This window comes from Chitinophaga sp. YR627, from assembly GCF_900114995.1.
GTDB lineage: Bacteria > Bacteroidota > Bacteroidia > Chitinophagales > Chitinophagaceae > Chitinophaga.
Genome location: NZ_FOUX01000001.1, coordinates 1,133,892 through 1,157,319 on the forward strand (window position 1 = coordinate 1,133,892; position 23,428 = coordinate 1,157,319).

Annotated in this window: 25 protein-coding genes; 14 read left to right on the plus strand and 11 right to left on the minus strand. The window is 46.2% G+C overall.

The window, feature by feature from the left end:
* Positions 1-14 precede the first annotated feature (14 nt).
* On the minus strand, positions 15-1,058 hold the full coding sequence (locus BMZ72_RS04115) for an NAD(P)-dependent alcohol dehydrogenase (protein ID WP_089805512.1): 1,044 nt from the start codon (positions 1,056-1,058) through the stop codon (positions 15-17).
* Positions 1,059-1,334: 276 nt separating this feature from the next.
* Between BMZ72_RS04115 and BMZ72_RS04120 the strand changes: the two genes are divergently transcribed.
* Positions 1,335-2,210, plus strand: coding sequence for a helix-turn-helix domain-containing protein (locus tag BMZ72_RS04120; protein WP_089805514.1), 876 nt, complete (start codon positions 1,335-1,337; stop codon positions 2,208-2,210).
* Positions 2,211-2,267: 57 nt separating this feature from the next.
* Positions 2,268-2,978, plus strand: coding sequence for a hypothetical protein (locus BMZ72_RS04125; RefSeq protein WP_089805516.1), 711 nt, complete (start codon positions 2,268-2,270; stop codon positions 2,976-2,978).
* Positions 2,979-3,033: 55 nt separating this feature from the next.
* Here BMZ72_RS04125 and BMZ72_RS04130 read toward each other — a convergent pair whose 3' ends face one another.
* Together BMZ72_RS04130 and BMZ72_RS04135 are read right to left on the minus strand one after the other, a co-directional pair.
* Positions 3,034-3,354: an outer membrane protein assembly factor BamB family protein gene (locus tag BMZ72_RS04130; protein ID WP_089805518.1), complete on the minus strand. Its 321-nt coding sequence runs from the start codon at positions 3,352-3,354 to the stop codon at positions 3,034-3,036.
* 23 nt (positions 3,355-3,377) lie between these two features.
* Positions 3,378-5,000 (minus strand): dihydroxyacetone kinase subunit DhaK, encoded by a 1,623-nt coding sequence (locus BMZ72_RS04135; RefSeq protein ID WP_089805520.1) that lies wholly within the window; start codon positions 4,998-5,000, stop codon positions 3,378-3,380.
* Between the two features lie 179 nt (positions 5,001-5,179).
* On the opposite strand from BMZ72_RS04135, the gene BMZ72_RS04140 reads away from it, so the two are divergent.
* Positions 5,180-5,965: a M90 family metallopeptidase gene (locus BMZ72_RS04140; protein WP_255373100.1), complete on the plus strand. Its 786-nt coding sequence runs from the start codon at positions 5,180-5,182 to the stop codon at positions 5,963-5,965.
* Between the two features lie 81 nt (positions 5,966-6,046).
* Here BMZ72_RS04140 and BMZ72_RS04145 read toward each other — a convergent pair whose 3' ends face one another.
* The 3 genes from BMZ72_RS04145 to BMZ72_RS04155 are packed head-to-tail and all read right to left on the minus strand — an operon-like array spanning position 6,047 to position 10,984.
* Positions 6,047-6,361, minus strand: a complete 315-nt coding sequence (locus BMZ72_RS04145) for an MGMT family protein (RefSeq protein ID WP_089805522.1) — start codon at positions 6,359-6,361, stop codon at positions 6,047-6,049.
* Between the two features lie 26 nt (positions 6,362-6,387).
* Entirely contained in the window at positions 6,388-6,777 is a 390-nt protein-coding gene (locus tag BMZ72_RS04150; RefSeq protein ID WP_089805524.1) for a hypothetical protein, read from the minus strand.
* A gap of 1 nt (position 6,778) precedes the next feature.
* Positions 6,779-10,984 carry a DUF6531 domain-containing protein gene (locus tag BMZ72_RS04155; RefSeq protein WP_089805526.1) on the minus strand — a complete coding sequence of 1,402 codons (4,206 nt, stop codon included), beginning with the start codon at positions 10,982-10,984 and terminating at the stop codon, positions 6,779-6,781.
* 132 nt (positions 10,985-11,116) lie between these two features.
* Here BMZ72_RS04155 and BMZ72_RS04160 point away from each other — a divergent pair, with 132 nt between their 5' ends.
* The 8 genes from BMZ72_RS04160 to BMZ72_RS04195 all read left to right on the plus strand — a co-directional run bounded on the left by BMZ72_RS04160 (position 11,117) and on the right by BMZ72_RS04195 (position 16,936).
* On the plus strand, positions 11,117-11,704 hold the full coding sequence (locus BMZ72_RS04160) for a Crp/Fnr family transcriptional regulator (protein ID WP_089805528.1): 588 nt from the start codon (positions 11,117-11,119) through the stop codon (positions 11,702-11,704).
* 106 nt (positions 11,705-11,810) lie between these two features.
* Positions 11,811-12,329 (plus strand): YceI family protein, encoded by a 519-nt coding sequence (locus BMZ72_RS04165; RefSeq protein ID WP_089805530.1) that lies wholly within the window; start codon positions 11,811-11,813, stop codon positions 12,327-12,329.
* A gap of 26 nt (positions 12,330-12,355) precedes the next feature.
* Positions 12,356-12,574 carry a tautomerase family protein gene (locus BMZ72_RS04170; RefSeq protein ID WP_012792187.1) on the plus strand — a complete coding sequence of 73 codons (219 nt, stop codon included), beginning with the start codon at positions 12,356-12,358 and terminating at the stop codon, positions 12,572-12,574.
* 37 nt (positions 12,575-12,611) lie between these two features.
* Positions 12,612-13,346: an SDR family NAD(P)-dependent oxidoreductase gene (locus tag BMZ72_RS04175; protein ID WP_089805532.1), complete on the plus strand. Its 735-nt coding sequence runs from the start codon at positions 12,612-12,614 to the stop codon at positions 13,344-13,346.
* Between the two features lie 2 nt (positions 13,347-13,348).
* Positions 13,349-13,801 (plus strand): nuclear transport factor 2 family protein, encoded by a 453-nt coding sequence (locus tag BMZ72_RS04180; RefSeq protein WP_089805534.1) that lies wholly within the window; start codon positions 13,349-13,351, stop codon positions 13,799-13,801.
* 12 nt (positions 13,802-13,813) lie between these two features.
* A complete protein-coding gene (locus BMZ72_RS04185) occupies positions 13,814-14,896 on the plus strand; it encodes an NAD(P)H-dependent flavin oxidoreductase (RefSeq protein WP_089805536.1) in 1,083 nt (360 codons plus the stop codon).
* Between the two features lie 205 nt (positions 14,897-15,101).
* Entirely contained in the window at positions 15,102-15,944 is an 843-nt protein-coding gene (locus BMZ72_RS04190) for an SDR family NAD(P)-dependent oxidoreductase (RefSeq protein ID WP_089805538.1), read from the plus strand.
* A 92-nt stretch (positions 15,945-16,036) separates the two neighbouring features.
* Positions 16,037-16,936 (plus strand): DUF6892 domain-containing protein, encoded by a 900-nt coding sequence (locus tag BMZ72_RS04195; RefSeq protein ID WP_089805540.1) that lies wholly within the window; start codon positions 16,037-16,039, stop codon positions 16,934-16,936.
* 44 nt (positions 16,937-16,980) lie between these two features.
* Here the strand turns inward: BMZ72_RS04195 and bla are convergent, their stop codons facing one another.
* From bla to BMZ72_RS04210, 3 genes are all read right to left on the minus strand, one after another.
* Positions 16,981-17,865 (minus strand): subclass B3 metallo-beta-lactamase, encoded by an 885-nt coding sequence (bla, locus tag BMZ72_RS04200; protein WP_218155199.1) that lies wholly within the window; start codon positions 17,863-17,865, stop codon positions 16,981-16,983.
* Between the two features lie 90 nt (positions 17,866-17,955).
* Positions 17,956-18,924 carry an SRPBCC domain-containing protein gene (locus BMZ72_RS04205; protein WP_089805542.1) on the minus strand — a complete coding sequence of 323 codons (969 nt, stop codon included), beginning with the start codon at positions 18,922-18,924 and terminating at the stop codon, positions 17,956-17,958.
* Positions 18,921-19,241 carry an ArsR/SmtB family transcription factor gene (locus BMZ72_RS04210; RefSeq protein WP_012792180.1) on the minus strand — a complete coding sequence of 107 codons (321 nt, stop codon included), beginning with the start codon at positions 19,239-19,241 and terminating at the stop codon, positions 18,921-18,923. The genes BMZ72_RS04205 and BMZ72_RS04210 overlap by 4 nt, the downstream gene beginning before the upstream one ends.
* 135 nt (positions 19,242-19,376) lie before the next feature.
* Here BMZ72_RS04210 and BMZ72_RS04215 point away from each other — a divergent pair, with 135 nt between their 5' ends.
* Together BMZ72_RS04215 and BMZ72_RS04220 are read left to right on the plus strand one after the other, a co-directional pair.
* Positions 19,377-19,967, plus strand: coding sequence for a hypothetical protein (locus tag BMZ72_RS04215; RefSeq protein ID WP_089805544.1), 591 nt, complete (start codon positions 19,377-19,379; stop codon positions 19,965-19,967).
* A 51-nt stretch (positions 19,968-20,018) separates the two neighbouring features.
* A complete protein-coding gene (locus BMZ72_RS04220) occupies positions 20,019-20,954 on the plus strand; it encodes an alpha/beta fold hydrolase (RefSeq protein ID WP_089805546.1) in 936 nt (311 codons plus the stop codon).
* Position 20,955: 1 nt separating this feature from the next.
* Here the strand turns inward: BMZ72_RS04220 and BMZ72_RS04225 are convergent, their stop codons facing one another.
* Positions 20,956-21,486 (minus strand): hypothetical protein, encoded by a 531-nt coding sequence (locus BMZ72_RS04225; protein ID WP_089805548.1) that lies wholly within the window; start codon positions 21,484-21,486, stop codon positions 20,956-20,958.
* Between the two features lie 47 nt (positions 21,487-21,533).
* Positions 21,534-22,730, minus strand: coding sequence for an acyltransferase family protein (locus BMZ72_RS04230; protein ID WP_089805550.1), 1,197 nt, complete (start codon positions 22,728-22,730; stop codon positions 21,534-21,536).
* 49 nt (positions 22,731-22,779) lie between these two features.
* Between BMZ72_RS04230 and BMZ72_RS04235 the strand changes: the two genes are divergently transcribed.
* Positions 22,780-23,388, plus strand: coding sequence for a Crp/Fnr family transcriptional regulator (locus tag BMZ72_RS04235; protein ID WP_089805552.1), 609 nt, complete (start codon positions 22,780-22,782; stop codon positions 23,386-23,388).
* Positions 23,389-23,428: the final 40 nt, after the last annotated feature.

Sequence of the window (23,428 nt, forward strand, 5' to 3'; positions counted from 1 at the left end):
AGTAGGTTGAAAGCTTATAATGTAGCCATATCGATCACAAAACGATATTTTACATCGCCTTTTATCATTCTTTCATATGAAGGCATGATATCTTTCATATCGATGATCTCGATGTCTGACACGATATTGTGTTCGGCACAATAGTCAAGCATTTCCTGTGTTTCCGGAAGTCCGCCGATAGAGGAACCCGCCAGGCTCTTACGTCCGCCGATGATGCTGAATGCAGCAATCGGAGATGGTTCAGAAGGCACACCTACACAGATCATCACACCGTTTGTCTTCAGCAGACCCAGGTAGTCATTGATGTCGTGTTTGGCAGATACGGTATCCAGGATGAAATCAAAAGTACCCATCTGCGCCTTGAACTGTGCTTCATCTTTTGTAACCACAAAGTGATGCGCGCCCAGTGCTTTAGCGTCTGCTTCTTTAGATGCGGAAGTACTCAATACGGTTACTTCAGCGCCGAAGGAAACACCGAACTTAACGGCCATGTGTCCCAGACCACCCAGACCAACTACAGCCAGTTTGTGACCTTTACCAACTTTCCAGTATTTCAGCGGAGAGTAGGTAGTGATACCTGCACACAGTAATGGTGCTACAGCTGCCAGGTTGAGTTTTTCGCTGATCTTGAGTACGAAATCTTCATGTACCACAATGGTATTTGAATAACCACCGTAGGTAGGTGTTTTGTGGTCCTGTTCGGTACCGTTGTAGGTCTGTGAATGACCATTGGTACAGTATTGTTCCAGTCCGTCTTTACAGTTGTCGCAGGTACGGCAGCTGTCTACCAGGCAACCTACACCTACCAGGTCACCTACTTTATATTTCTTAACATGAGCGCCCACTTTAGATACCTTACCCACGATCTCGTGGCCAGGCACCATTGGGAAAATGCCGGGGAACCATTCATTTCTTATCTGATGCAGGTCAGAGTGACAAACGCCGCAGTATTGTATATCAAATTGTACGTCGTGATTGCCAACATCCCTTCTTTCGAAGTTCCAGGGCGCTAAATCGGACTCCGGGGTCTGTGCTGCAAACGCTTTCGCTTGAATCATGGTAGTAATGTTTTTTAGTATAACTGCACCTGGCAATTAAATGTTTACGTGTTCTGTTTACGGAGGCAAAATTCAGTTATTAAAAGAATTATCATAGCACTTTACGGTCCATGTTTTTTGACTTTTACGTCCAATGAGCTTTTTTATGCGGGGCAAATGGCTTGACAAAAAAGGCCACAAGCGATGTCTGGACGTTTTTGCAAATAAATATGGACTAATTAGTCATAAAATGAGTTACTTGTATCGTAACTTCGTTGCTATCAAATTTTTATAGGATTGAACACAAAGGTATTGAAGATCCCGTTTGGATTGATCTCTGCTCCGCATTATCATAACGCATTGAAACTGGACGGATTGTCTATCGTAGAGTCCTGCTCGCATACCAATGCGACCAGTAAAAAGGGGAGTCAGTACCTGGAAGAAGCGATGCTGCTGGTGGTATTGGAAGGGACAAACGTGATCACACACGGGAAGATGGAATATGTGATAAAGAAGAACGAGATGATCCTGATGAAGAAGGCCTCTCAGATCAACTACGACAAGATCGGTAATCCGGAGATGGGCTATCTGTATGAAAGTATGATGTTTTTCCTGAAAGAAGAGTTCATTATCGATTTTATAAAAATGGCCAGGATTGAGTCTGTGGAAACCGCAGAAGCTGCCAGGATCTGTCCGAAGCCTGTGAATGACCGCCTATTGAAATTCTTTGAGTCAGTAAAGCCTTACTTTCATGATCAGGAACAGATCGATGGTGGATTGATCCGCCTGAAGATGCTGGAGCTGTTATATGACCTGACCAGTACCGACAGGAATCTGTTGCAGCAATTGTTACAGCTGAAACAGCAGGTTTATGCAGATATTCCTACTGTGGTGGAGGAGAATTATGCCAATCCGATCTCACTTAATGACCTGGCTTACCTGTGCGGCCGAAGTCTGAGTAGTTTTAAGCGCGATTTTCATGCTATTTACCATACGACACCTGCAGCCTGGATCCGTCAGAAACGCCTCACAAAAGCCAGGGAAATGCTGGCGACGGGTATGAGTGTGAAGGATGTGTGTTATTCCCTTGGATTTGAGAGCAGCGCGCACTTTTCCCGATTGTTTAAGGCGCATTTTGGTCAGTCGCCTTCTGCGAGTAAACAGTTGATATAGACTATATACCTCACTTTAATAGGGATAAAATATTAAATTTGCTAATAATTTATCCCTATGTCCCAATACCTTACTTTCCGTAAACTGGAGTCCGAAGAAGAAGCCCAGGCTATCCGGCAGCTACTGACAGCGCACGATATTCCCAGTGAACTGGAAATCAACAAAGCCTTACTGGATACCACCTTTATTGGTCAGCAATTTGACCCGCCTTACCGTGTGAAGATACCGGCAGACATGTTTACCAAAGCAGAGGCATTGGTACGTAATTCAGTGGCTATCAATTTGGAGGGCGTGGAACCTGATTATTATCTGCTTTCTTTTACCAGGGAGGAATTGCTGGAAGTTGTTGAGAAGAAGGATGAGTGGGGTAATTACGATTATGCGCTGGCGTTGCACCTGCTGAAGGATAAAGGAGTTGTATTGACGGAGAACGATCTGCAACAGATTGACAAGCGCCGGGTTTCAATATTGTCAAAACCAGAAGAAGGCAATCGGTTCTGGATCTTTATAGGTTACTTTTCTGCCGCATTTGGTGGTGCGCTGGGTATGTTTATTGGCGTATTTATGTTACGTACCCAAAAGACCTTACCCGATGGTACCAGGGTTTATGCATTCGGGGAAGGTGCGCGTAAACATGGAAAGTATATATTGATCACAGGGGTAACGGCCCTGGCATTTGCGATATTCCCTTTATTGTCCATGGGCATTACCCTGCCAGTAGGGCTGTTGATATACGGTATATTTGCCTTGACACAGGTACATTTCTAAAGATCATAAGACCGGGGATGTTTTACGAAAAAACAGCCCCGGTTATTATAAAAGCCTATGTGTTTTGTGTCCTTGTTTCTTCCCTTGTAATAAACTGTACGCTGGTGCCGGGTCTGGCCAGTGCGACCTCATTAAAGCCCAGTCCACTCAGGTCATTAGACCAGATAATCCTTCCATCAGTAGCATCCAGTGCATAAATGCGGCCGGAGCAACCAGCGAAGATCTTATCTCCTTCGATCAGTACGCTTACGTCTGAACCATAAGAACCTCCAAGTATTCCCTGACGTAATTTGGTACGCCATACTTCCTGACCGTCATTGGTCCGGATAGCTGCCACGGAGCCGTTGCAGCCGATGATCAGTGTGTCTTGTTGCATAGATATAAATTAGGAAATGAGTGTTATTGTGCAGCAACATACTCGAAAACCCTGGCAATCACCTCAGCTCCCGGATCAGGGATATCTCTCAATGTATTTTCCGCCAGATAAGAAGAACGGCCGAATTTTGTATTGAGGATTCTTTTGGTGCTTTCAGTCCCTTCACGTGCCTGTAAAGCGGCTTGTGTTACAGATATATCTAAAGCGGCAAAAGCAGGTTCCAGTGCATCTATCATTGTTCTGTCCCCGACTTTCGCGCCACCAAAATGTTTTACGCTTTGTAGTCCTGCGGATAATGCCTTCCCAAGATCTGCTTCTTCCGCATATGCACTGCCTGCTGCTGTGAAAAGAATGGATAATAGTACACCACTGGAACCACCGGCTTGTCTTGCCATCAGCCGGCCGATAGTTGTGAGGAGTTTATCCGTTTCATTCAGCGGTAGCTGGTCAAGATGGGTAAGTATCAGTTTCCCTGCCAGTGCAAAGGTAGAACCGGCGTCTCCGTCTCCGACTTTCGCATCCAGCGTGTTGATCTCTGTTTCGATACTCACCAGCAGACTGCCAATACCCTGTATCAGCGATCGCACAGCTGCATTGGAGGAGACAGGGTATTGAATGGTAGGCGGCAATGCCGGACTTTCCACCGTCAGTGGTGTTATTTTAAAGCGGTGCAGCTGCCATGCTGATGGTTCTGCATAAGATACCAGCAGGCGTTCCAGTTCGTCAGATAACTGCAATACCGATATGGAGAAACCATTCATGTTGATGGAAGACATCATAGGGGAGGGACCGATGAGATAATCCACCTGGGAGGCAAAGGTACTCTTCCGGAAGGAATTGACGAGCAGGCCCATTTCCACCGGACTGACACCGCCCATATTATTAAAGAGCAGTGCATAACGGCTGTCGGGTACAGGTAAACTTTCCTGCAGCTTTTTCACCACGATCTCCATCAGTTTATCCGCTTGCTCATATGGAATGACATCGATACCTGGTTCACCATGGATGCCTAAGCCCAGTTCTACCTGATCGTCCTGTAAACGGGAATGGAATTCCTGTCCCAACTGCCTGTATTCTGACAATGACAAACCGATAGAAGCGATCTGTCCGGCAACGGTATGTGCAATACGGGTTACTGCTTCCAGTGAACCGCCTTCTTCTGCCAGTTGCCCGGCTATTTTATGAACAAACAGTGTTCCCGCCAGTCCTCTTCTGTGTACTTCTTTACCAAGCGCAATGTCATCTCCCACGATCAGTGTTTCGACATTATAGCCTAAGGCACGGGCCTGTTCTGCTGCCAGACCGAAATTCAGTCTGTCGCCGGTATAATTCTTTATAATAAGCAAACATCCTGCTGGTCCGGTAACCGCCAGAATCGCAGATAACACTGCATCCACAGAAGGAGAAGCGAAGATATCGCCACAGATAGCAGCAGTCAGCATACCCTTGCCCACAAACCCCGCATGCGCGGGTTCATGTCCGGAACCACCACCTGAAATAACGGCTACTTTCGACTTATCCCAGTCTTTTCGTACGACCACGCGTACCTGCGGAAAACTATCCAGTTTGGCCAACCTGGGATTGGTTAACAGGCCATCAATTGATTCATTTACGATCTGGTCAACTTCATTTATAAAAAACTTCATAATCTTTCTTTTCAGAGGGTTATGTCCTGTAATCTTATCTTAAAATAAGAATAAAATTACCGATAACAATGAGTTAAGCTATTGTAATAATTATGGATTCTCTTTGACATATGCCATACCCTGTTCCGGACGGCTGGAAAGAGTGGTAGCTGATGGGGTATTTTACTTACATTTAATCCATGATGTTCTATACAATCGGTTTAATGCTATTCAGCCTGGTCATTGTTCTTTATATGCGCCGCAAGAAGGAAAAACAGGCAAAAGAGCAGACCCTGGCAGGTATTTACAGGACTTTACTGAATGACCATATCCGTTATTATCAGCTCCTGGAGGATAAGGAAAAGGTACGGTTTGAAACACTGGTCAACGAGTTCCTTCAATACGTGCGTATTGAAGGAGTAGGTACGGAAGTCACTGATCTGGATAAAGTATATGTCGCTGCGAGTGCAGTAGTACCCATCTTTGGTTTTCCTGACTGGAAATATCGTAATCTCACCAACGTGATCCTTTACCCGGATACTTTCGATCACAATTTTCAGTTTGAAGGAGATGAGCGGAATATATTGGGAATGGTAGGTTCCGGTTATATGAACGGACAAATGTTATTGTCCAGAGCAGCTTTGACAAAAGCGTTTTCTGATTCACCCGGTACAGAACATACGGCTATCCATGAATTTGTACATCTGCTGGATATGTCAGATGGTGCGACGGATGGCATACCTGAAAATCTGATGCGGCATGAATATACTGTTCCCTGGCTGAAAATGATGCATGAGGAAATGCGGCGTATAGAACAGGGAAGATCGGATATCAATCCTTATGCATTGACAAATGAAGCGGAATTTCTGGCAGTGGCTTCGGAATATTTCTTTCAGAAACCAGAACGCTTCAAGCAGCATCATCCCGAAATGTATGCACAGATGAGCCGGATCTTTGGTCAGACGCCACCAGAAACTGGCAACTGATATTTCACAAAAATAAAGACCTGGGAAAGTTTGTTTTCCCAGGTCTTGTAGCTGTATATGGAGGATCAGCAGTAAGGCTGTTTATAGTTCACTGGATGGATCCCAGAATAACTTTCTGAAGTTAACTACTTTATCATTTTTTACCTCAACGCCTTCTTTCTCCAGTAGCTTTCTACGGGTTGCAATACCGCCGGGTTCTCCTGTCAGTTGTCCCTGACTGTTCACTACCCGTTGTGCAGGTACTTTCTTACCGCATACGCCCATCGCATGACCGACCATGCGGGAGTAGTTGGCCATCCCTAACGCTTTGGCGATGGCGCCATAAGAGGTGACACGTCCTTTGGGAACCAGGCTGGCGATTTCGTAGACGAGCTTATTGAAGTCCGGGTCTGTCATAAACGGGCAGTTTTAAGGCCCTAAAGTTAATCTTCTTCTTCCTCATCTTCATCGTCGCCTTCATACAGTATGTAATCAGGGTTTAAATCATGCTTTTGAATGAAATCATCTTCCCAGTCAAGATAAGTATCCATGGGAAGGATCTCATAGCTACCCAGCGCAGGATCTTCCAGATCTCTCAGCATATTGTAGGCAAAGTCAAAGATGGTCAGATGATCCAGTAATGCCATTTGGTTGAAGTCTTTCGGCGGGAAATTTTCCATATTGAGATGCCCGCTTTTCCCAATGATATCACTGGCAGCGGTATCAGACTTACCGAAGAATTGCTGCAAACATGCTTTCAGGATCACCAGATAGGTTTCCGGGTCGAAGATGATGATATCACCTGATTCACTACTGTATGTTATATTACTCATTTTATACGCAACCTTTTAAGAATTGATCAAAGAGTTTTGCCGCCTTGTCTGTGAAGATGGCCAGCTGATGTCCGAGTCTGCCGTCCGGCTGTAATTTTACAGGTTTCGACTTACCTGCTTTTTTACTGGCCTTGAGGGCTATCATGGGTCCTTCTACACCGTCAAAGTCATGTGCCAGTGTACCGGCTCTTCCCTGTTTAACATAGTCGGCCCATTCATCTGAAGCACTGTCAAACGTTTTAATATTCAGCTTAGCCAGTTCGCTTTCCGGTATATCATAATGGATCACAGAACCACCGTTTCTTACCCAGCTACGTGCCTGGTCCAGGTCATTGGTGACGTAGAAACCACCCTGACCAGAAGGGTTGAAATCGAGGTTAGGTCTTCCTGTTGAGGGATCAACCCCGCCTAATACTCCTTTTGTTGCCCCCGGACTGGAAGTAGCGTGATAGAAGTCTACCAGGCCAAATGGGTCCAGTATGAGGGTCGGGCATCTGGAATATTCATAGAAGCGGCTGCCGCCTTCGAGTCTGATCGGGTCCTGACTGATATAGAGTCCTTCCAGCGGACTAAAATACCGGAAACGGTTATAGTATAAACCCGTTTCGGCGTCTTCATACTGTCCCTGCTGGCGGAATGGAATGAAGTCACTGGCGCCGGCTAACTTACGTACCTTTCCATAAATATCCAATTCAGCTTCCCATACCTTTTCACCAGCTGCATCGTATGCTTCCGCAGGTGTACCCAGGTAATCGGAAAGAATGGAATAGTGGGAGTCTTTTGTCAGCCGGGCGACTGGTATCAGCGTACCTTCTTCAAATATCCAGGTAATCATATTTTCGGGAGGTACGGGTTCGGGATGCTGTTGCCGTACATCTCCCAGTTCGTCAATTTCAATCACAGGCCGCTCGCTGGCAGGATAATGCCATTGATGGAGTGTGACATTGCCATCCCATACAAAGCGCGTAATCTGGCCTTTATATTGCTTTTCTATGCGTCGTCCCAGTGCATCATAACGGAACTCCACGACTTTGTTGTCCGGACGGGTTACTTTCTTTAGCATGCCATTACCATACCACTCGTATTGCCATATAGCGTTAGTAGCGTTCAGATCTATCTTTTTTACCAGGAAGCCTTCCTCGTCATAGATAAAACGGGCAGTTGTGCTTTCTGCCAGTTTACCGCCAGGACCGTATTGACGATCATTCCGGGCTTGTGTACGATAAATATTCCCTGTTTTATCAGGCAGACGATAGTCATACTGACCGTCTTCGTATTGAGCCCAGGTGAGATTACCTGTATCGTCATGGCTGTATTTAACGACTCCATGGGTGATGCCATTGACGATCTGTTTCAGCTGCTGAGCAGCATCCCAGTTATAGTGTCTGCGTCGTGTGCTGTTGCCACCAACAGTCGCAACATGGCTTTCTGGCAGTCCCAGATGGTTGTATGTTCGTTTACTTTCTAATCCACCGGGCAGTATACGTTCGATTTCCAGTCCCTGGATATTCCGCAGGATCGTTGTATGCCATGGATGAATCGATCCTTCCACGTTTGCCTGCATACCGGTGACTTCTCCCAATGGATTACGTGCTATAAGAATATCGGCTCCCAGGCTGCTTTGTACCTGCTGACGGCGATTGTGTTTGTCATAGGTACTGCTGACCGTAAACTCATTCTGGTATTCCTGTACAATACGTCCCATCGCGTCGCGTTGCAACCTGACCGTGCTATGTTCATTCATCGCTTCTGTCAGCTGACCATTCCGGTCGTAGCTATAGGTGGCCCAGCTGCCATCACTATGTTCTGCCCGGGTGACGCGGCCGTTGAAATCGTATTCATATTCTGTCCAGCGCCGGTTGGGACGTTCGGTTCTGATCACTTTGCCAGCTGCATCGCGGTGGTAATGCCTTTGTATGCCATCGAAGCCGGTTTCATGGATAATGTCTCCACGGCCGTTTCGTCCCAGACGATATATTTCTCCTTTTTCGTTGATCAGACTGGTCAGCTGTTCTGCATTGTTATACAGGAAATGGATCTTAGCGCCATTCTCTTCCCGCATCCTTACACTGCCCAACGGCGTATATGCAAAGCGCAGGTGCCGGTTCCTGTCTCTGGCTTCCAATACTTCGTTATAAGCATTGTATTGCAGCTGCAACTGGTTTCCATCGGAGTATAAGATCTCCGTAGCACGACCCAGCAGATCATAACGGAAGTGCTGCTCCTGTTGCAGGGGATTGACGGCATGGATACATTGTCCCCAGGCATCGTATTGCCAGGTGGAGCGTCCTCCATTCTGCAGGACGAGCGCCGTAATGTTGTGGTCTTCGTCATATTCCAGCAGGGTGCTGTTGCGCTGTCTGTCTTCTACCTTCACCAGCAGCTTTTGTGCATTGTAACTGAAGATACTCATTCTGCCATCCGCTTCTGTAAAACTGTGCAGGAGTCCCTTTAACGGACCTTCCTCATAATACACATAGGAGCGGCTGCCACCCTGTGCATCTACGCTGAGCAGGAGCCGGTCTTCCTCATCATAGTTGAAGGACACCGTACTGCCATCCGGGTGTATGATACGGGTGCGGTTGCCTTTTTCGTCATAGGCATAACCGGTTACATTGGCCTCCTCATCTATCTCCCGATAGATCTCGGCGTCTTCTGTATATGCTGTAAACCGCGAGTTACCCAGCGGGTCTTTTATCTGTGTCACCAGATAGTCTGGTGTATAGTAGTAAGTAGTGGTTTGTCCGAGGGCATTTGTTACCAGGTTATAACCTTCTTTGGGGTTGTATTCAATCCATCCTTCCAGTACGCCTTCGTCTCCCCAGGTATGCACACAACGTCCCTGACTATCATATTCCCAATAAAAGCTTTGTCCGTTGCGGTCTGTTTTTTTCGTCATCAGGTGCTGATGATATTGTATCCGGGTAGCCTGTTCCAGTGCGTCGACGATGGCGGTCATATCACCTGCTGTATTGTATTCATACCGGATCAGTTGTTGCTGTTGTCCACGGTGGTGTGCACGGACGCTGGTAATACGTCCTTCGTGGTCATTTTCTATATGCAGGTGTCGTCCTGCACTATCAATGATGCGGATCAGCAGACCCCTGTTATTGTAGTGAAAGCTGATCATAAATCCTGCTTCATCCGTGATGGAATAGAGCCGGTATGTATGCTCACCTGACTGTAGCGACCGGAAGTGATAGAATAAGCGTTCCTGGTGATTGAACAGCAGGTATTCATCCAGATCAGTCCGGGTAAGGGTCATCCTTTCTGAACGGTCAAACTCACTGTCGCCGGGATAGGGTAGTCTGTCGAAAATGACGCGTCGGCCATCCCCTAATAATAAGCAGGTAGCTTCTTCTTCTGCAAAATCCAATACCCGCATATCATAGCTTAAATGAGTACCATGACCTAATGGTCCTTCGTAGGTACTGTCGCTGTTCCAGCACCGCTCCCAGCTCAGGGGAACAGGGCCGGGCAGTTCAAAGTCTGTACCCTCGTATACCACGATGCCCTGTACAAGATCTACCGGTTCAAAACCCATTTTACAAAGCATTCCGCTGAGTTTGTTACTGCCCAGACTTTTCTGCCGGGCGAGATTGAAATCAGTGATCTTTCTCTTCGCCTTTTTAGCTGCTTTCCCCAGTTTCTTTAAGCCTTTTCCTAAACCTTTCATCAGGGCGCCAAAACCAAAAGACATGACCAGATTCAGCAATGCGCCTGCCCAGTCAGGGATATATGGACCTCCGACCATCACCGGCTTGCCAAAAGACAGCGGAATAGAGAAGGAGGTAGGCAGATACATGCTTGGGATAGGTTTCAGCTTCTTGCCGGGCTGTAAGGAAAGCGGGATGCCGATATCATTACAGGTCATCAGCATGTGTCCGGACGGACTCATGAGATTACCTTCTACTTTCACTGTCTTGCTGCCGAAGAAGTTGACAGAATCATGTCCGATCATAGGGGCCAGCAGAAAAGGACCACCCATTGGAATATGAAATAATATGATGATAAGACCGGAGGTATCGCTTTTGCCACGGAGCACATGATTCACCTTTGTTGTAGCCCCGATAAAGGGGATATAATCCATGGGATCAATGACCAGACCAATATAAGGATGTGGCAATGGAATGGGGAAACCGAGCAGTATTACAATATGAATATCGAGTCCTATAACAGGCGTAAAGTGTTTGTTACTGACGAGCATACACGAACTGATTTTTGGGTCACTATGGCGTATTCAGCGGGTTAAATGACTGAATGAGTTAATCAATGGTTGTAAGATAATGTTTTTTGCTTTTAATTCCTACCTTTAGCCTCGTAAAGCGACAGCCGGCATATGAATACCACAGATGCAAAAGCACTCCTTAAGACACACATCAGCAAGGTAACGACACTCACAGATGAGCAATTTGACTATATCTTCTCTCATTTCCAATACCAGCAATATAAGAAGGGACAAACCATCGTTACGGAGGGCAGGCCGGTAAACTGTGAATACTTCGTGTTGTCCGGTTGCCTGAAGTCTTTCTTTATCAACGACGAACTGAAAATGTTCATCCTCCAGTTTGCGATGCCGACCTGGTGGACTTCTGACTATAACGCTTTGTACAGCCAGCACAAAGCGACCATCAATGTAGACTGTATCACGGACGCTGAAGTGCTTTGTCTCAGTAATGAAGACAGGGAGAAAATATGCCGGGAAATACATAATGTAGAATACTTCTTTCGCTGGAGAACCAACAAGGGCTATGTCGCCAGCCAGAAAAGGCTGTTATCCTTTATGAACAACAATGTTAAATACCGCTACGAGGAGCTGTTAGCACTTTATCCGGAGTTGTATAACATTGTTCCCAAAAACCTTATTGCGGCCTACCTGGGTGTATCCCGGGAAACCCTCAGCCGCCTGTATACCCCTGAAAAGTGATCTGGATCACTTAATTCCAGATGTGATGTAGATCACGTGATGGCCCCGATTTTCCGACGGACATTTGTGTTGTAATCAAAACGCAAACACAAAAACACGCAATAAAATGGAAAATCAAACATTTCAAATCGTTAATGCTCAAAGCAATATTGACTGGGTTGGTAAGAAAGTAACCGGCGCTCACAATGGTACAATTGCCATTAAAGAAGGCCAGTTGACAGTCAACGGTAACCAGCTGACCGGCGGTACCTTCGTGGTAGACACTACCTCTATTAAAATACTGGATATCGCAGATCTGGCCACCAACGCACAGTTTCTGGGCCACCTGGTATCTGACGACTTCTTCTCTACACAACAGTATCCGGAAGCTACGCTGGTGATCAGATCAGTGTCAGGTAAACATATTAACGGAGACCTCACGATCAAAGGTATCACACACCCGGTGAGCTTTGATGCGGATGTAACCGTAAATGGTGCACAGCTGACCGCCAGCGGTAAGATCGTGATCGACCGTACCAAATACGAGATGCGCTTCCGTTCCGGTAATTTCTTCAAAGACCTGGGCGATACCCTGATCTACAACGACTTCGAATTATCCATCACCTTAACCGCTAAAGCTGCTTAAGCAGCTTTAGCTCAAAACTTATCATCATGCCTTACGTAAAGATCGAAGTAACCCGTGAAGGTGTTACCAGAGAACAGAAACAGGCCCTGATCAAAGGGGTGACAGACCTGATCACTGATGTCCTGAATAAAGATCCGCAGCTGACACATGTGGTGATCCAGGAAATAGAACTGGATGACTGGGGTTTTGCCGGAGAACAGGTATCGGTACTGAGAGAAAAAGGAATTACAGCAGATAAGAAGTAGACAGATAAACATTACATCATTTATAAAAAATATTCAGATGAAAAAGCAAACAGTTATAGTAACAGGTGCTTCACAAGGTATAGGTAAAGAAGTGGCACGTTACTTTTTAGATAAAGGCGACAATGTAGTGATCAACTCCGCAACAGCCGAAAAGCTGGAACAGGTATATCAGGAACTGGGTGCAGGTGCTAACCTGGCAATGGTAGCAGGTAACGTAAAAGATAAAAGTACCGGTGAACGTCTCCTGGCGGTTGCACTGGAAAGATTCGGCAGCGTGGATGTACTGGTAAACAATGCCGGTATTTACGAAACAAAACCTTTCCTGGAAGTAGACGAAGCTTATCTTGACCGCTTCCTGAATACCAATCTGAAAGGCACGTTCTTTACCACCCAGGCGATCCTGCCGCAGATGCTTAAACAAAAAGACGGTACGATCATTAATATTGGTACACCACTGGTATATCATGCATTGGGCGGCGCACCATCCACGGCACCGATATCCTCCAAGGGAGCGATCCATTCACTGACGCTGCAACTGGCCGCTGAATTTGGGAAACAGAACATCCGTGTTAATACCATCGCTCCGGGTGTGATCCGCACACCCATGCATGGAGAAGATGCTGACCAGAGCGCAGGTATCCATCTGCTGAACAGGGTGGGAGAAGTAGAACATGTGGCACAGATGGTATATGCAGTAGCAAAAAATGATTTCATAAGCGGTACCATTATTAATGTAGATGGTGGTATGGGTGCTGGTCATAATCTGAACTGATCATGAAAAAGCTTCTATTGACCGCTTTGCTGGTCGGATTGATCCCCGCACTGAAAGCACAAAAATCTGGAAAGATGGAAAATAAGCAGCAGGACTCCCTCGCTATTGCGGAGGTACTGGAGAATGATTATTTTAAAGCTATTTATGCAGGTGATACCGGCAGACTGGGCAACATACTGTATCCTGGCACCCTGCTCTTCGGAGACGTAAAGGGACAACCTTACGCCAAAAACAGGGAAGAATATCTGGCTGGGGTTCAGAACCGTCAGAGCCCAAAGGATTCCGGTAAACCTTTCGAAGGAAAGATCATATCTATCGATATTATCAACTCGATCGCGGTAGCCCGGGTCATGGTGAAAATGTATGATTTTTTGTACGATGAATTCCTTTCTTTTCATAAAATTGAGGGTCGTTGGGTGATCGTTAACAAGATGATCAGCGACATCAGTAAATAAAGGTTAAACATCATGTGGTATCAGACAAAAGCATCGGAATTATTAGGTATTGCATATCCTGTTTTGCAGGGGCCTTTTGGGGGGAATCTGTCCTCGGTGGAGTTGGTGGCTACCGTATCAAATGCAGGCGGATTAGGCGGCTTTGGAGCCTATTCTATGAGTCCGCAGGAGATCGTAGCCGTGGATGAACAGATCAGAAAGGCCACTAATAAGCCATATAATATCAACCTGTGGGTGAATGATACAGACGCCGTTGACGGTACTGTTTCAGACGAACAGTTTAAACACACACAGGAGCTCTTCCGGCCTTACTTCGATCAACTGGGTATTGCGCTGCCTGAAAAACCAGGAACTTTCCGCTCGAGGTTTGAAGACCAGGTAGCCGTGATCCTGGACCGGAAACCGCCGGTATTCAGCTTTATGTTTGGTATCCCATCCGCAGATATACTGGAACAATGTCGCCGGTCTGGTATTGTAACAATAGGGGCTGCTACCACACTGGATGAGGCAATCGCGCTGGAAGCAGCAGGCGTGGACCTGATTGTCGCTTCCGGGTTTGAGTCCGGTGGACACCGGCCATCGTTCCTTCAATCCGCAGAAACATCTACAACCGGTACTTTCGTACTGGTGCAACTGATCAGGGAGAGAGTAAAGACGCCGGTGATTGCGGCAGGAGGTATCGCCAATGGGAGAGGAATCGCTGCGGCACTGACACTGGGCGCAGCTGCGGTGCAGATAGGTACTGCCTTCCTGGCCTGTGATGAGTCAAATGCCACGCCTTTACACCGGGAAATGTTGTTTTCTGATGCAGCCAGACAAACCACACTGACCCGCGCCTTTACCGGCAGATTGGGCAGGGGAATTGCCAACAGAATCACTTCAGCATTGATTCCGGATACAAAGGATATACTGCCCTTTCCCCTGCAGACGACGTTCATGTCGTCTTTGCGGAAGGCGGCGCTTGAAAAGGAACAGTGGGATATGATCTACTTCTGGGGAGGTCAGATCGCCCCGATATTAAAACATAGAAAAGCCGCCGGATTAATGCAATCGCTGATTGAGGAAACAACAGCGTATTTCGGAGGTATACAATAAAAGCCGCGGAGTGCTGCAACAGTCTTAGCACCCCGGGAAACGGATCTCAGCGGGGAGCCGGGTATGCAACGATCATCTGTCATATTTACGAAAAGTAGGTATAGCCGGGAATACCCGGACAGGTTACTGCATGCCCGGACAGGAGATACTGCATGGATGGGTTGTTGTCGGATAATTGTTGAGTGTAATTGTAAAACATAATAAGATGAACAATTCAAAAGTATGGTACGTGACGGGAGCTTCCCAGGGACTGGGACTGACCCTTGTAAAAGCATTGCTTGCCAATGGTTACAGGGTGGCAGCCACCTCCCGCGACGCACATAAAATGAGTAAGGCCGTAGGCCTCATAGATAATGAAAGATTTCTGCCACTGGTGGTCGATCTGAATAATGCAGATTGTATAGACGATTCAGTAGAACGGACATTGGCGGCCTTTGGCAGGATCGATGTGCTGGTGAATAACGCCGGTTACGGTATGACCGGTACAGTGGAGGAAACAAGTGCCGAAGATATCAGTCAGCTCTTTGCGGTGAATGTATTGGCAGGTATCGCTGTAGTCAAACGGATACTGCCGGTAATGCGCCGCCAGCAATCAGGACATATCATTAATATTGGTTCTGTGGCAGGTTTCGTGGGTGCTCCGGGATGGGCTGTTTATTCCGCGACGAAAGCAGCCATCGCCGCATTCTCTGAAGTACTGGCCAAAGAAGTCAATGAATATGGAATTAAGGTAACAGTAGTGGAGCCTTCCGGTTTCCGTACAGGTTTCCTGACACCGGCTTCTCTTGCTAAGAGCACTGCTGATATTGATGGGTATGAACTGGTGAGAAGAACACAACAGCAGTACCTGTCCATGGATGGACAACAGGCCGGTGATCCTGATCGTGCTGCCGCGATACTGATTGCACTGGCAGAACAGCCGGATCCGCCGGTACATCTTTTCCTGGGAAGGGATGCGTATGTCAGGGCGGCCAGAAAACTGGCTACGATGAAGGAAGAACTGGAACAGCAGAAAGATATTTCCATCAGTGCGGATTTTGATAAATAGGCATTTGACTGCTTCTCAGGGATTAGCTTTTTTCGGACGACGGCTATATCTTTGGTCCTTCATTTAAAGATGTATTCATCCAAAAAGGTCCTATGCAGATAGCAATTGTTAACGACAAACTGATCATCAACAAAAAGGAAATCTCATTTCCGGCAAATATCCGGGAACTACAGGCTTTATTGGGGAATGCCCGCCATGTAAAAAAACAGTATAATCATATTTACACCTGGGACGAAGAAGGTATACTGGCCTACTCCAATAATGGAGAACTGGTAGAGGCTATTCATCTGGAAATGTTCCGTAATAAGTTTGACTTCTCGCCTAAAAACCTTTTTAAGGCACCATTTGACATTAATGCAGAAGACTGCAGGGTAGTGTTCGTGAAAACAAGGAAACGACTGAAAAAGGTCTCCAGATTGGATGATGGTGGTTCATTGACAGTAGGGGATATGACCGTTTATTTTGATGCAGAAGAGGACAACGTACAGGCTATCACGATCAGTCAATACATGCCACCGGCTCCGGAGGTCCATTCCGATAAATATAGTTATCGTAAGGTAGACGGGGAGAAGATCCAGTTTACGGACTTCAATTTCAAGCTGGCGGTAATACAGCAACTGATGTATGAAAAGAAGTTTATAGCGCCTGTTTTTGATCTGTATGAATTCATTAGAGATCACTCCGCAAGAGAGATTGACGTGGAAGAGGAAGGGTACGCCTTCATTCCTGAAGTAACTGCTTATTTTGAAGCGCTGGAAATAGATCGTAAGTATGCTGCTGAGATCACTGAGATATCCCAGGATGGGGGAGATGAGGTGTACGGAAGTATGTTACGTTTCTGGGATGGGGAAGATGATACCTTTAACATCAAAAGTTTTGAGGATACCAGGCATTTCCCAAACCTGCGCAAAATGAAGCTGTTTTATGCGGACAATTTTGAAGAGATAACGAAAGAACTCGCTGCCAAAAATATCACTGCTGAACCTATATAAAAATGTAAAACGCCTGACAGCAATCCTGTCAGGCGTTTTTATATCTATTCTCCCTTTATTCTTTTATCGTATATCCCCTGCCATTCATCCAGCACTTCGTCATATCCGGCACGGTCGCTGAAAGCTGCCGGATTATAAGCATCGCCGGGTTGATGCTTTTTATGCAGTTCATACTGACCGGCATGAGCTGCCAGCCACAGATCAAATTTCAGTGCTTTCATAGCCTTCAGCGTATACGCATAGTCTTTGCCTACCTCCGGGTAAAGCGGCATTCCACTTAGTTTTGTATCGTTCAGGATAGAAGGAATATTGGCGATCAATACTTTGTAGGTACGCGCGGAATCCTTTACGTCAAACAGGAAGCTGTTCGCACCAGGGGTATGGCCGGGATGATGCCGCATGACGATATTCATTCCTCCCAGTTGTATGCTATCCCCATCATGCAGGATCCGGTCTGCTTTTACAGGTAAGAACATACTGCCTTTGCCGCCCATGACATAATCTGAGCTGCCACCATCAGCCAGCAGAGCCGCATCTTTCTCATTGATCATCATTTTGGCATGTGTCTGCTGTTTAACGGCCGCCATTGCACCTACATGGTCGTAATGCGCGTGTGTGGTCAGCAGGATACGGATATCTTTAAAATTGAAGCCCAGGGTCTTCATATGTGCTTTGATCAGCGTATCGGAACCGGCTACCCCTGTATTGATCAGGATATGTCCCTTTGGCGTTGTGATCAGGAACATCCCCAGATCATAGGTACCAACATAGTAGAGGTTTCCTGCAATGCGGAACGGCTGGTAATCCGCCGACCATTCTTTATCGACATACAGGTCTTTTATCAGTTTTTGTGCGTGGCTCCGAGTGGAGATTCCTCCGATCAGGGCCGCTATGAAGGCGATGGGCAACAATTTTTTATACAATGTCATGCGTCTGGCGTTTGAAGACTGCGAATGTAGCAAAAAAGAAAGCCACTGAGAACAGTGGCTTTAGAATGGCGTGATATATGGTTGAATAAATTAGTTGGCCGGTTGATAGTTTACCATCCAGTTGATGCCGTATTTATCCTTAAAACTACCGTAGTAAGCACCCCAGAACATATCTTGTAATGGCATGGTGATTTCGCCACCTGCGGAGAGTGCATCAAAGATGCGTGTGGCTTCCTCTCTGCTTTCTGGTTCCAGGTTAATATGCATATTGTTGCCCTGTGTGAGGGTAAAGCCCATTTCTTTTGGTGCATCCGTTGCCATCAGAATAGCGCCGCCTAATAAAGGCAGTTCCGCATGTAAGACCATTTTCTTTATTGCTTCTGCTATCGGCGGATTGCCTGCGTCGGCCGGTATATCGTCAAAGCGCTGTATGCCGTTCACAAAGTCTGTTTTGAAGACGGATTTATAGAAATGAAGCGCTTCTTCTGTATTACCCGGGAAATTGAGGTAGAACGATACCCTGGCTTTATTACCTGGTTTCTTTTGTTTTCTCAGGTAAAACTGGGCACTGATATAGGCATCCAGGTTTTCGAGTCCCATGCTGAAGCCTTCCTTAAAGCCCATCTGAAGGATGCTTTCCAGGTCAGATAACTGGTTGAACTTTATCTCGATATTCACGACGGTTGTATTATCCGGCCTTTCGTTAAAGCTGTTATTCCAGCGCATACGGGGCTGCGCCGGATTGGGCACGCCATTCTCGTCGCAGAAGGCATCGATACCGGCATAACTTTGCTCGGGGTGAATTGTCTCGTAGTCGAACAAACACCATTGTTTATCTCCCTCTGGCCCTACCATGGCATAATGCCATCTGCCACCTTCCCGGAAATCCATCGATTTTGTTTCAGCCCGGTAGGGTTTGGGCGCCCACCACTGGTCAAGGATCTCAGCATCCGTCCAGGCAGTCCACACCAGGTCCAGCGGGGCATCAAATGACCGGTCTACTCTGATCCTGTTGTTTGGCTTGTCTACCACAAAATCAAAAAGGATTGCTTTACTCATTTCTTATTTTTTTTGAGGTTGGATAATACATTATCAAGTTGGTCAAACCGTATCTCCCAGAGCTTACGGAATTGCTCGAGCCATTTGTCTATCTCTTTCATCTTCTGAATTTCAAGGTGATAGTAAATCTCTCTACCCTGGTGTTCCTGTTTAACAAGTTCACATTCTGTCAGAATACGCAGATGCTTTGATATGGCCTGCCGGGTCGAATCAAAGTGTTCTGCAATGCCGTTCGGCGTCATGGCCTGCAACGCCAGTAGCGCTATAATGGCCCGTCTCGTCGGGTCTGCAATGGCCTGGAATATATCGCGTCTCATTTCACCTTAGATTTTAAGAAACCAGTTGGTTGCAAATATATGCGCAACCAACTGTTTTCTCAAATATATTTTGTTAAAAGTTATCCTGGTGATGGATGAAGTTGCTATTTTCGGATATCCTCCAAACTATGCCTCATGCGAAAAATCATCCTCTTTTTCAGGAAACACAGTTTTAACATATTATTCATCTGCTTTTTGCTGGTGATTTCACAGTTTGTGATACCAGCGCTCATGCGGCACTACACCCGTGCAAGCATCAGTGCTTTCAAGAGTGAATACGGACTATGGGCGCTCCTGGTAGTATTTGCCGGCAGTTTCCTGTATCAGTGCGTCGCTTTATGGAGGAAATACAGGAATCATATTAATATTATCGGACACCGGTGGGTGCGTATTGTACTGGGCGGCTTTTTACCTAAATCAATCGGATTTACTATGCTGTTTTTCCTGCTCAGGGATGTCTTTGTTGTGTTTGCCCTGTTCATCAATGGTTTGTCTACGCACGGACCCACAGAAAGGGCCTATGTGGTGCGGTTTCTAATGGATACTGCGAGGACAAAGGAGGCGCTGTTTCTTTCTGATATTGCCTCAAAAGAACTTTCTCATGATAAAGTGCTGCAGGATTATGTCTACAATACCCAATTGAAGGAAGCCGATACCGTCCATATCACCTATAAAACTGGCTTATTAGGGATCCCTTTGCCCGATGTTGACCATACAAAAAAATAGTAAGGAGAAAAGGACATTTTGAAATAACTTAGCCCGCACAATAGAGCTTAGATGAAACGTTTTTTAGTGGCGCTGTCCTTTCTGGTACTGTTTTTTGTCAATTATACACATGCACAGCCTTCCTATATCAAAACCTTTGGCGATCCAAAGGATAAACCACTGATCTTTTTGCACGGAGGACCAGGCAGTAATGCGGGTTCTTTTGAGGTCACCACCGCAGAGCAGGTATCTGCCATGGGATATTTTGTTGTTGTATATGACAGAAGAGGGGAAGGGCGCTCTGTTGATCATGATGCGAAATATACATTTCGGCAGACCTTCAGAGACCTGAATGCTATATACAGGAAATATGATATTAAAAAAGCTACCCTGATCGGGTATAGTTTTGGAGGTCTGGTGGGAACCCTGTATGCTGAAAAATATAGTGAAAAAGTATCTTCTCTTGTGCTGCTGAGTTCTTTGCTCTCCTTACAGGATACCTATGCTACTATTATATCAAAATCAGACAGCATCTTTAAAGTCAGAAATGATACAACTGGTTTAAGAGATATTGCTATTGTAAAGGAAATGGACAACAGTTCATTTGGGTTCAGGTTGCATTGCTTTGCATTTGCCACTCAAAATGGTTTTTTTAAAACGCCGCATCCAAATGAACTGTCTGTCGCATTAAATAATAAATTAGCTTTAGATACTACATTAACCCTCCTTAGTCAATATGGTCGTGACACTGCTGCCAGAGGATTTCTGTATAATGAAAAGTATACCACCCTCGATATCTCGTCTAAATTCGAGCTCCTCAAAAATAAGCATATCAATATCTTCGCTTTTTACGGCAAGGACGATGGTCTCTTTTCTCCGGCGCAGCTGGAACGTTTAAAATCCCAGTTGGGTAATGATCATGTGTGGTACCTGGATGATTGTTCGCATGCCGCTTTTATCGATCAGCAGACGCTTTTCATGGAAGCCATCGCTTCCTGGATCCGGTAGCCTATTCGCACAGTGCTTTTGCAAACTCTTTCGTGGTGTAAGCCTTGAGGATCTTATCCGCTACACCCACGCCACGCGTTGCTTCACTGTCAGGTTTGATCTCTTTCTGATCTTCCATATAACGGAGGATCTTACCATCTTTCACATAAAGACGATGCTCGATCTTAGAGTCCTGTCCGTCGGCAGAACTACCTATCGCTACTTCATAGCTGAAAATAAACTTACCTGACTGGTAATAGTATTCCTTGGTCCAGCTACCATCTCCGATAGCACCGGTTTCAATGATCTTTACGATCTCTTTTCCATTGAAGAAATATTGTACGGCGCCATCGTCGGTACAACCAGCTGCTTCATAGGTAAACTTTTCATTGCGTAATGTAAGCCCGTTAATGCGCTTAAATTCGCTTCTGATAGAGTTAATGTCAGCCTGAGCGGCTGCTGATGTCTGGGCCTTCTGCTGTGCATTCACTTTTGCAAAAGGCAGGCTGCACAACAATGTCATCAGGGGCAGGATGTTAATCTTACGGTTCATTTCAAGTAAAGAATATTTGAAATATGAAGATAGGGCTAATTATTTAATTAGCCCTGCCTGTTTAACTTCCTTCTCTCTGTCAGATACTTACGTACCGGAATATCATATAGTACCATTGCCAGGTATGCAAATCCGATCAGTGAAACAACACCCATACCAACTACCCATGACAGCTGTGACGGACCAGGTTTATATTGGTTGAAATAGGCGGCGAATATCCAGATCACCATATAATGGGTCATATAAAGCGGGTAGGAGATCTTTCCGGCGAAATCACACACGCTGTGTACTGCCTTATTACTCACCTGTGCACCGGCGCCCAGTGCCACCAGTAAAGGGAAATAAACCATCACGAGGGCCAGTTCGATCAGCCAGGGTTCTTTTGTAACAGGTGTCAGCAAGGCGAGTAACAGCAACACCGCCATACCCGGAAAACCCAGTTTATTTTTGATAATGAAATTGTAACGGTATACCAGCAGTCCTGCCAGGAAGGAATAACTGAGACGGGCGCCTCCATCCAGGAAGGTGCCACCAGACCATCCACCTAAAAGATTGCCGGCCTTTTTTGCTGTATAGATCAGCCATATTGCTGCAATGACAAGCAGACCAAGAAGGACTTTTTTGGAAAATCTCCATAGTATGGTGCCGTAAATAATATTGGCGATATACTCCCAGAAAAGTGACCAGGAAGGTGCGTTCAGTCCGAATAAATTGAAGTACGTTTCCCCCATCACAGGGAAAGGGATCATCAGCATGGAAGTCAGCACGATCAGCGCAATTCTGCCAAAGGTATAAGTCTCCGGTACCGGTGCGAACGGGTTAAAGAGGAAGGCCAGCAAACCTAATACGGTGCCCAATATCACCAATGGATGCAGACGGATGATCCTTGATTTGAAGAACTCCACAGTCCCCATCTTTTCAATACGGTTGTCATAGGCGTAGGCGATCACAAATCCGCTCAGACAAAAGAAAAAGTCAACCGCCAGGAACCCGTGTCCGGCAAAATTCTTTGTGGCGTCTGTAAAGATCACCTCCATAAAGTGGAAGAACACTACGAACACGGCGGCAACGCCTCTCAGTCCGTCGAGTATCTCAAAATGTTGTCTCGTCTGTAATAACGCGGCCTGTCCCTTTGGCGCGGTCGTAGTAGCTGTTTCGGTCATATGCTTTCTAAGGGTAAAGCGTGGAAGATAGTTATCCCGGATTACATATGCAAGCAAATTGCCGGCAATGGCCTCTAACATTGTTAAATGGTTAGTGATTACCTTTGGAGACAGTCGTTAAATAAGGTACATGAAAAATATCAGCGCAACGGACACTCTCAAGGCTTATTTCCTGAAACGGGTAGAAACGGCTGAAGAGGACGCCGCGATTTTCGCCAGCTATTTTGAGGAAGTGCGGGTGAAAAAAGGCCAGTACATTGTACAACCCGGATTTACAGCCCGTTATAAGATCTTTGTCCTGGAAGGAACTGTGCGTGCTTTTGTGCTTGACAAGGAAGGAAATGATCATACCATCTCACTGGCTATTGAGGAATGGTGGATCACGGATGTAAATAGTTTCGTCTACCAGCAACCCGCTACTATGTACGTAGTGGCGCTGGAGGACAGCCGGCTGTTACAGATTTCCCACGAAAAAGAGGCGGAAATGAGACGACTCCATCCGGTCTATGAGTCCTTTTTCAGAATTCAATATGAACGGAGCCTGGCTTTTCTCCAGCGACGTATTATTACAAACCTTACGCTTTCCGCAGAGGAAAGATACCTGCAATATTTAGAGGCTTATCCATCTATTGCCGCCAGGGTACCCTTGTATGCGCTGGCATCCTACCTGGGAATGACCCGGCAGTTCCTGTCCCGGATCAGGAATAAACACGCAAAAAGGGAAACTGGTTTACGTTGATTTTGTAAACTGGTTTGTTTTTTGGCAGTCGCCGGTATGC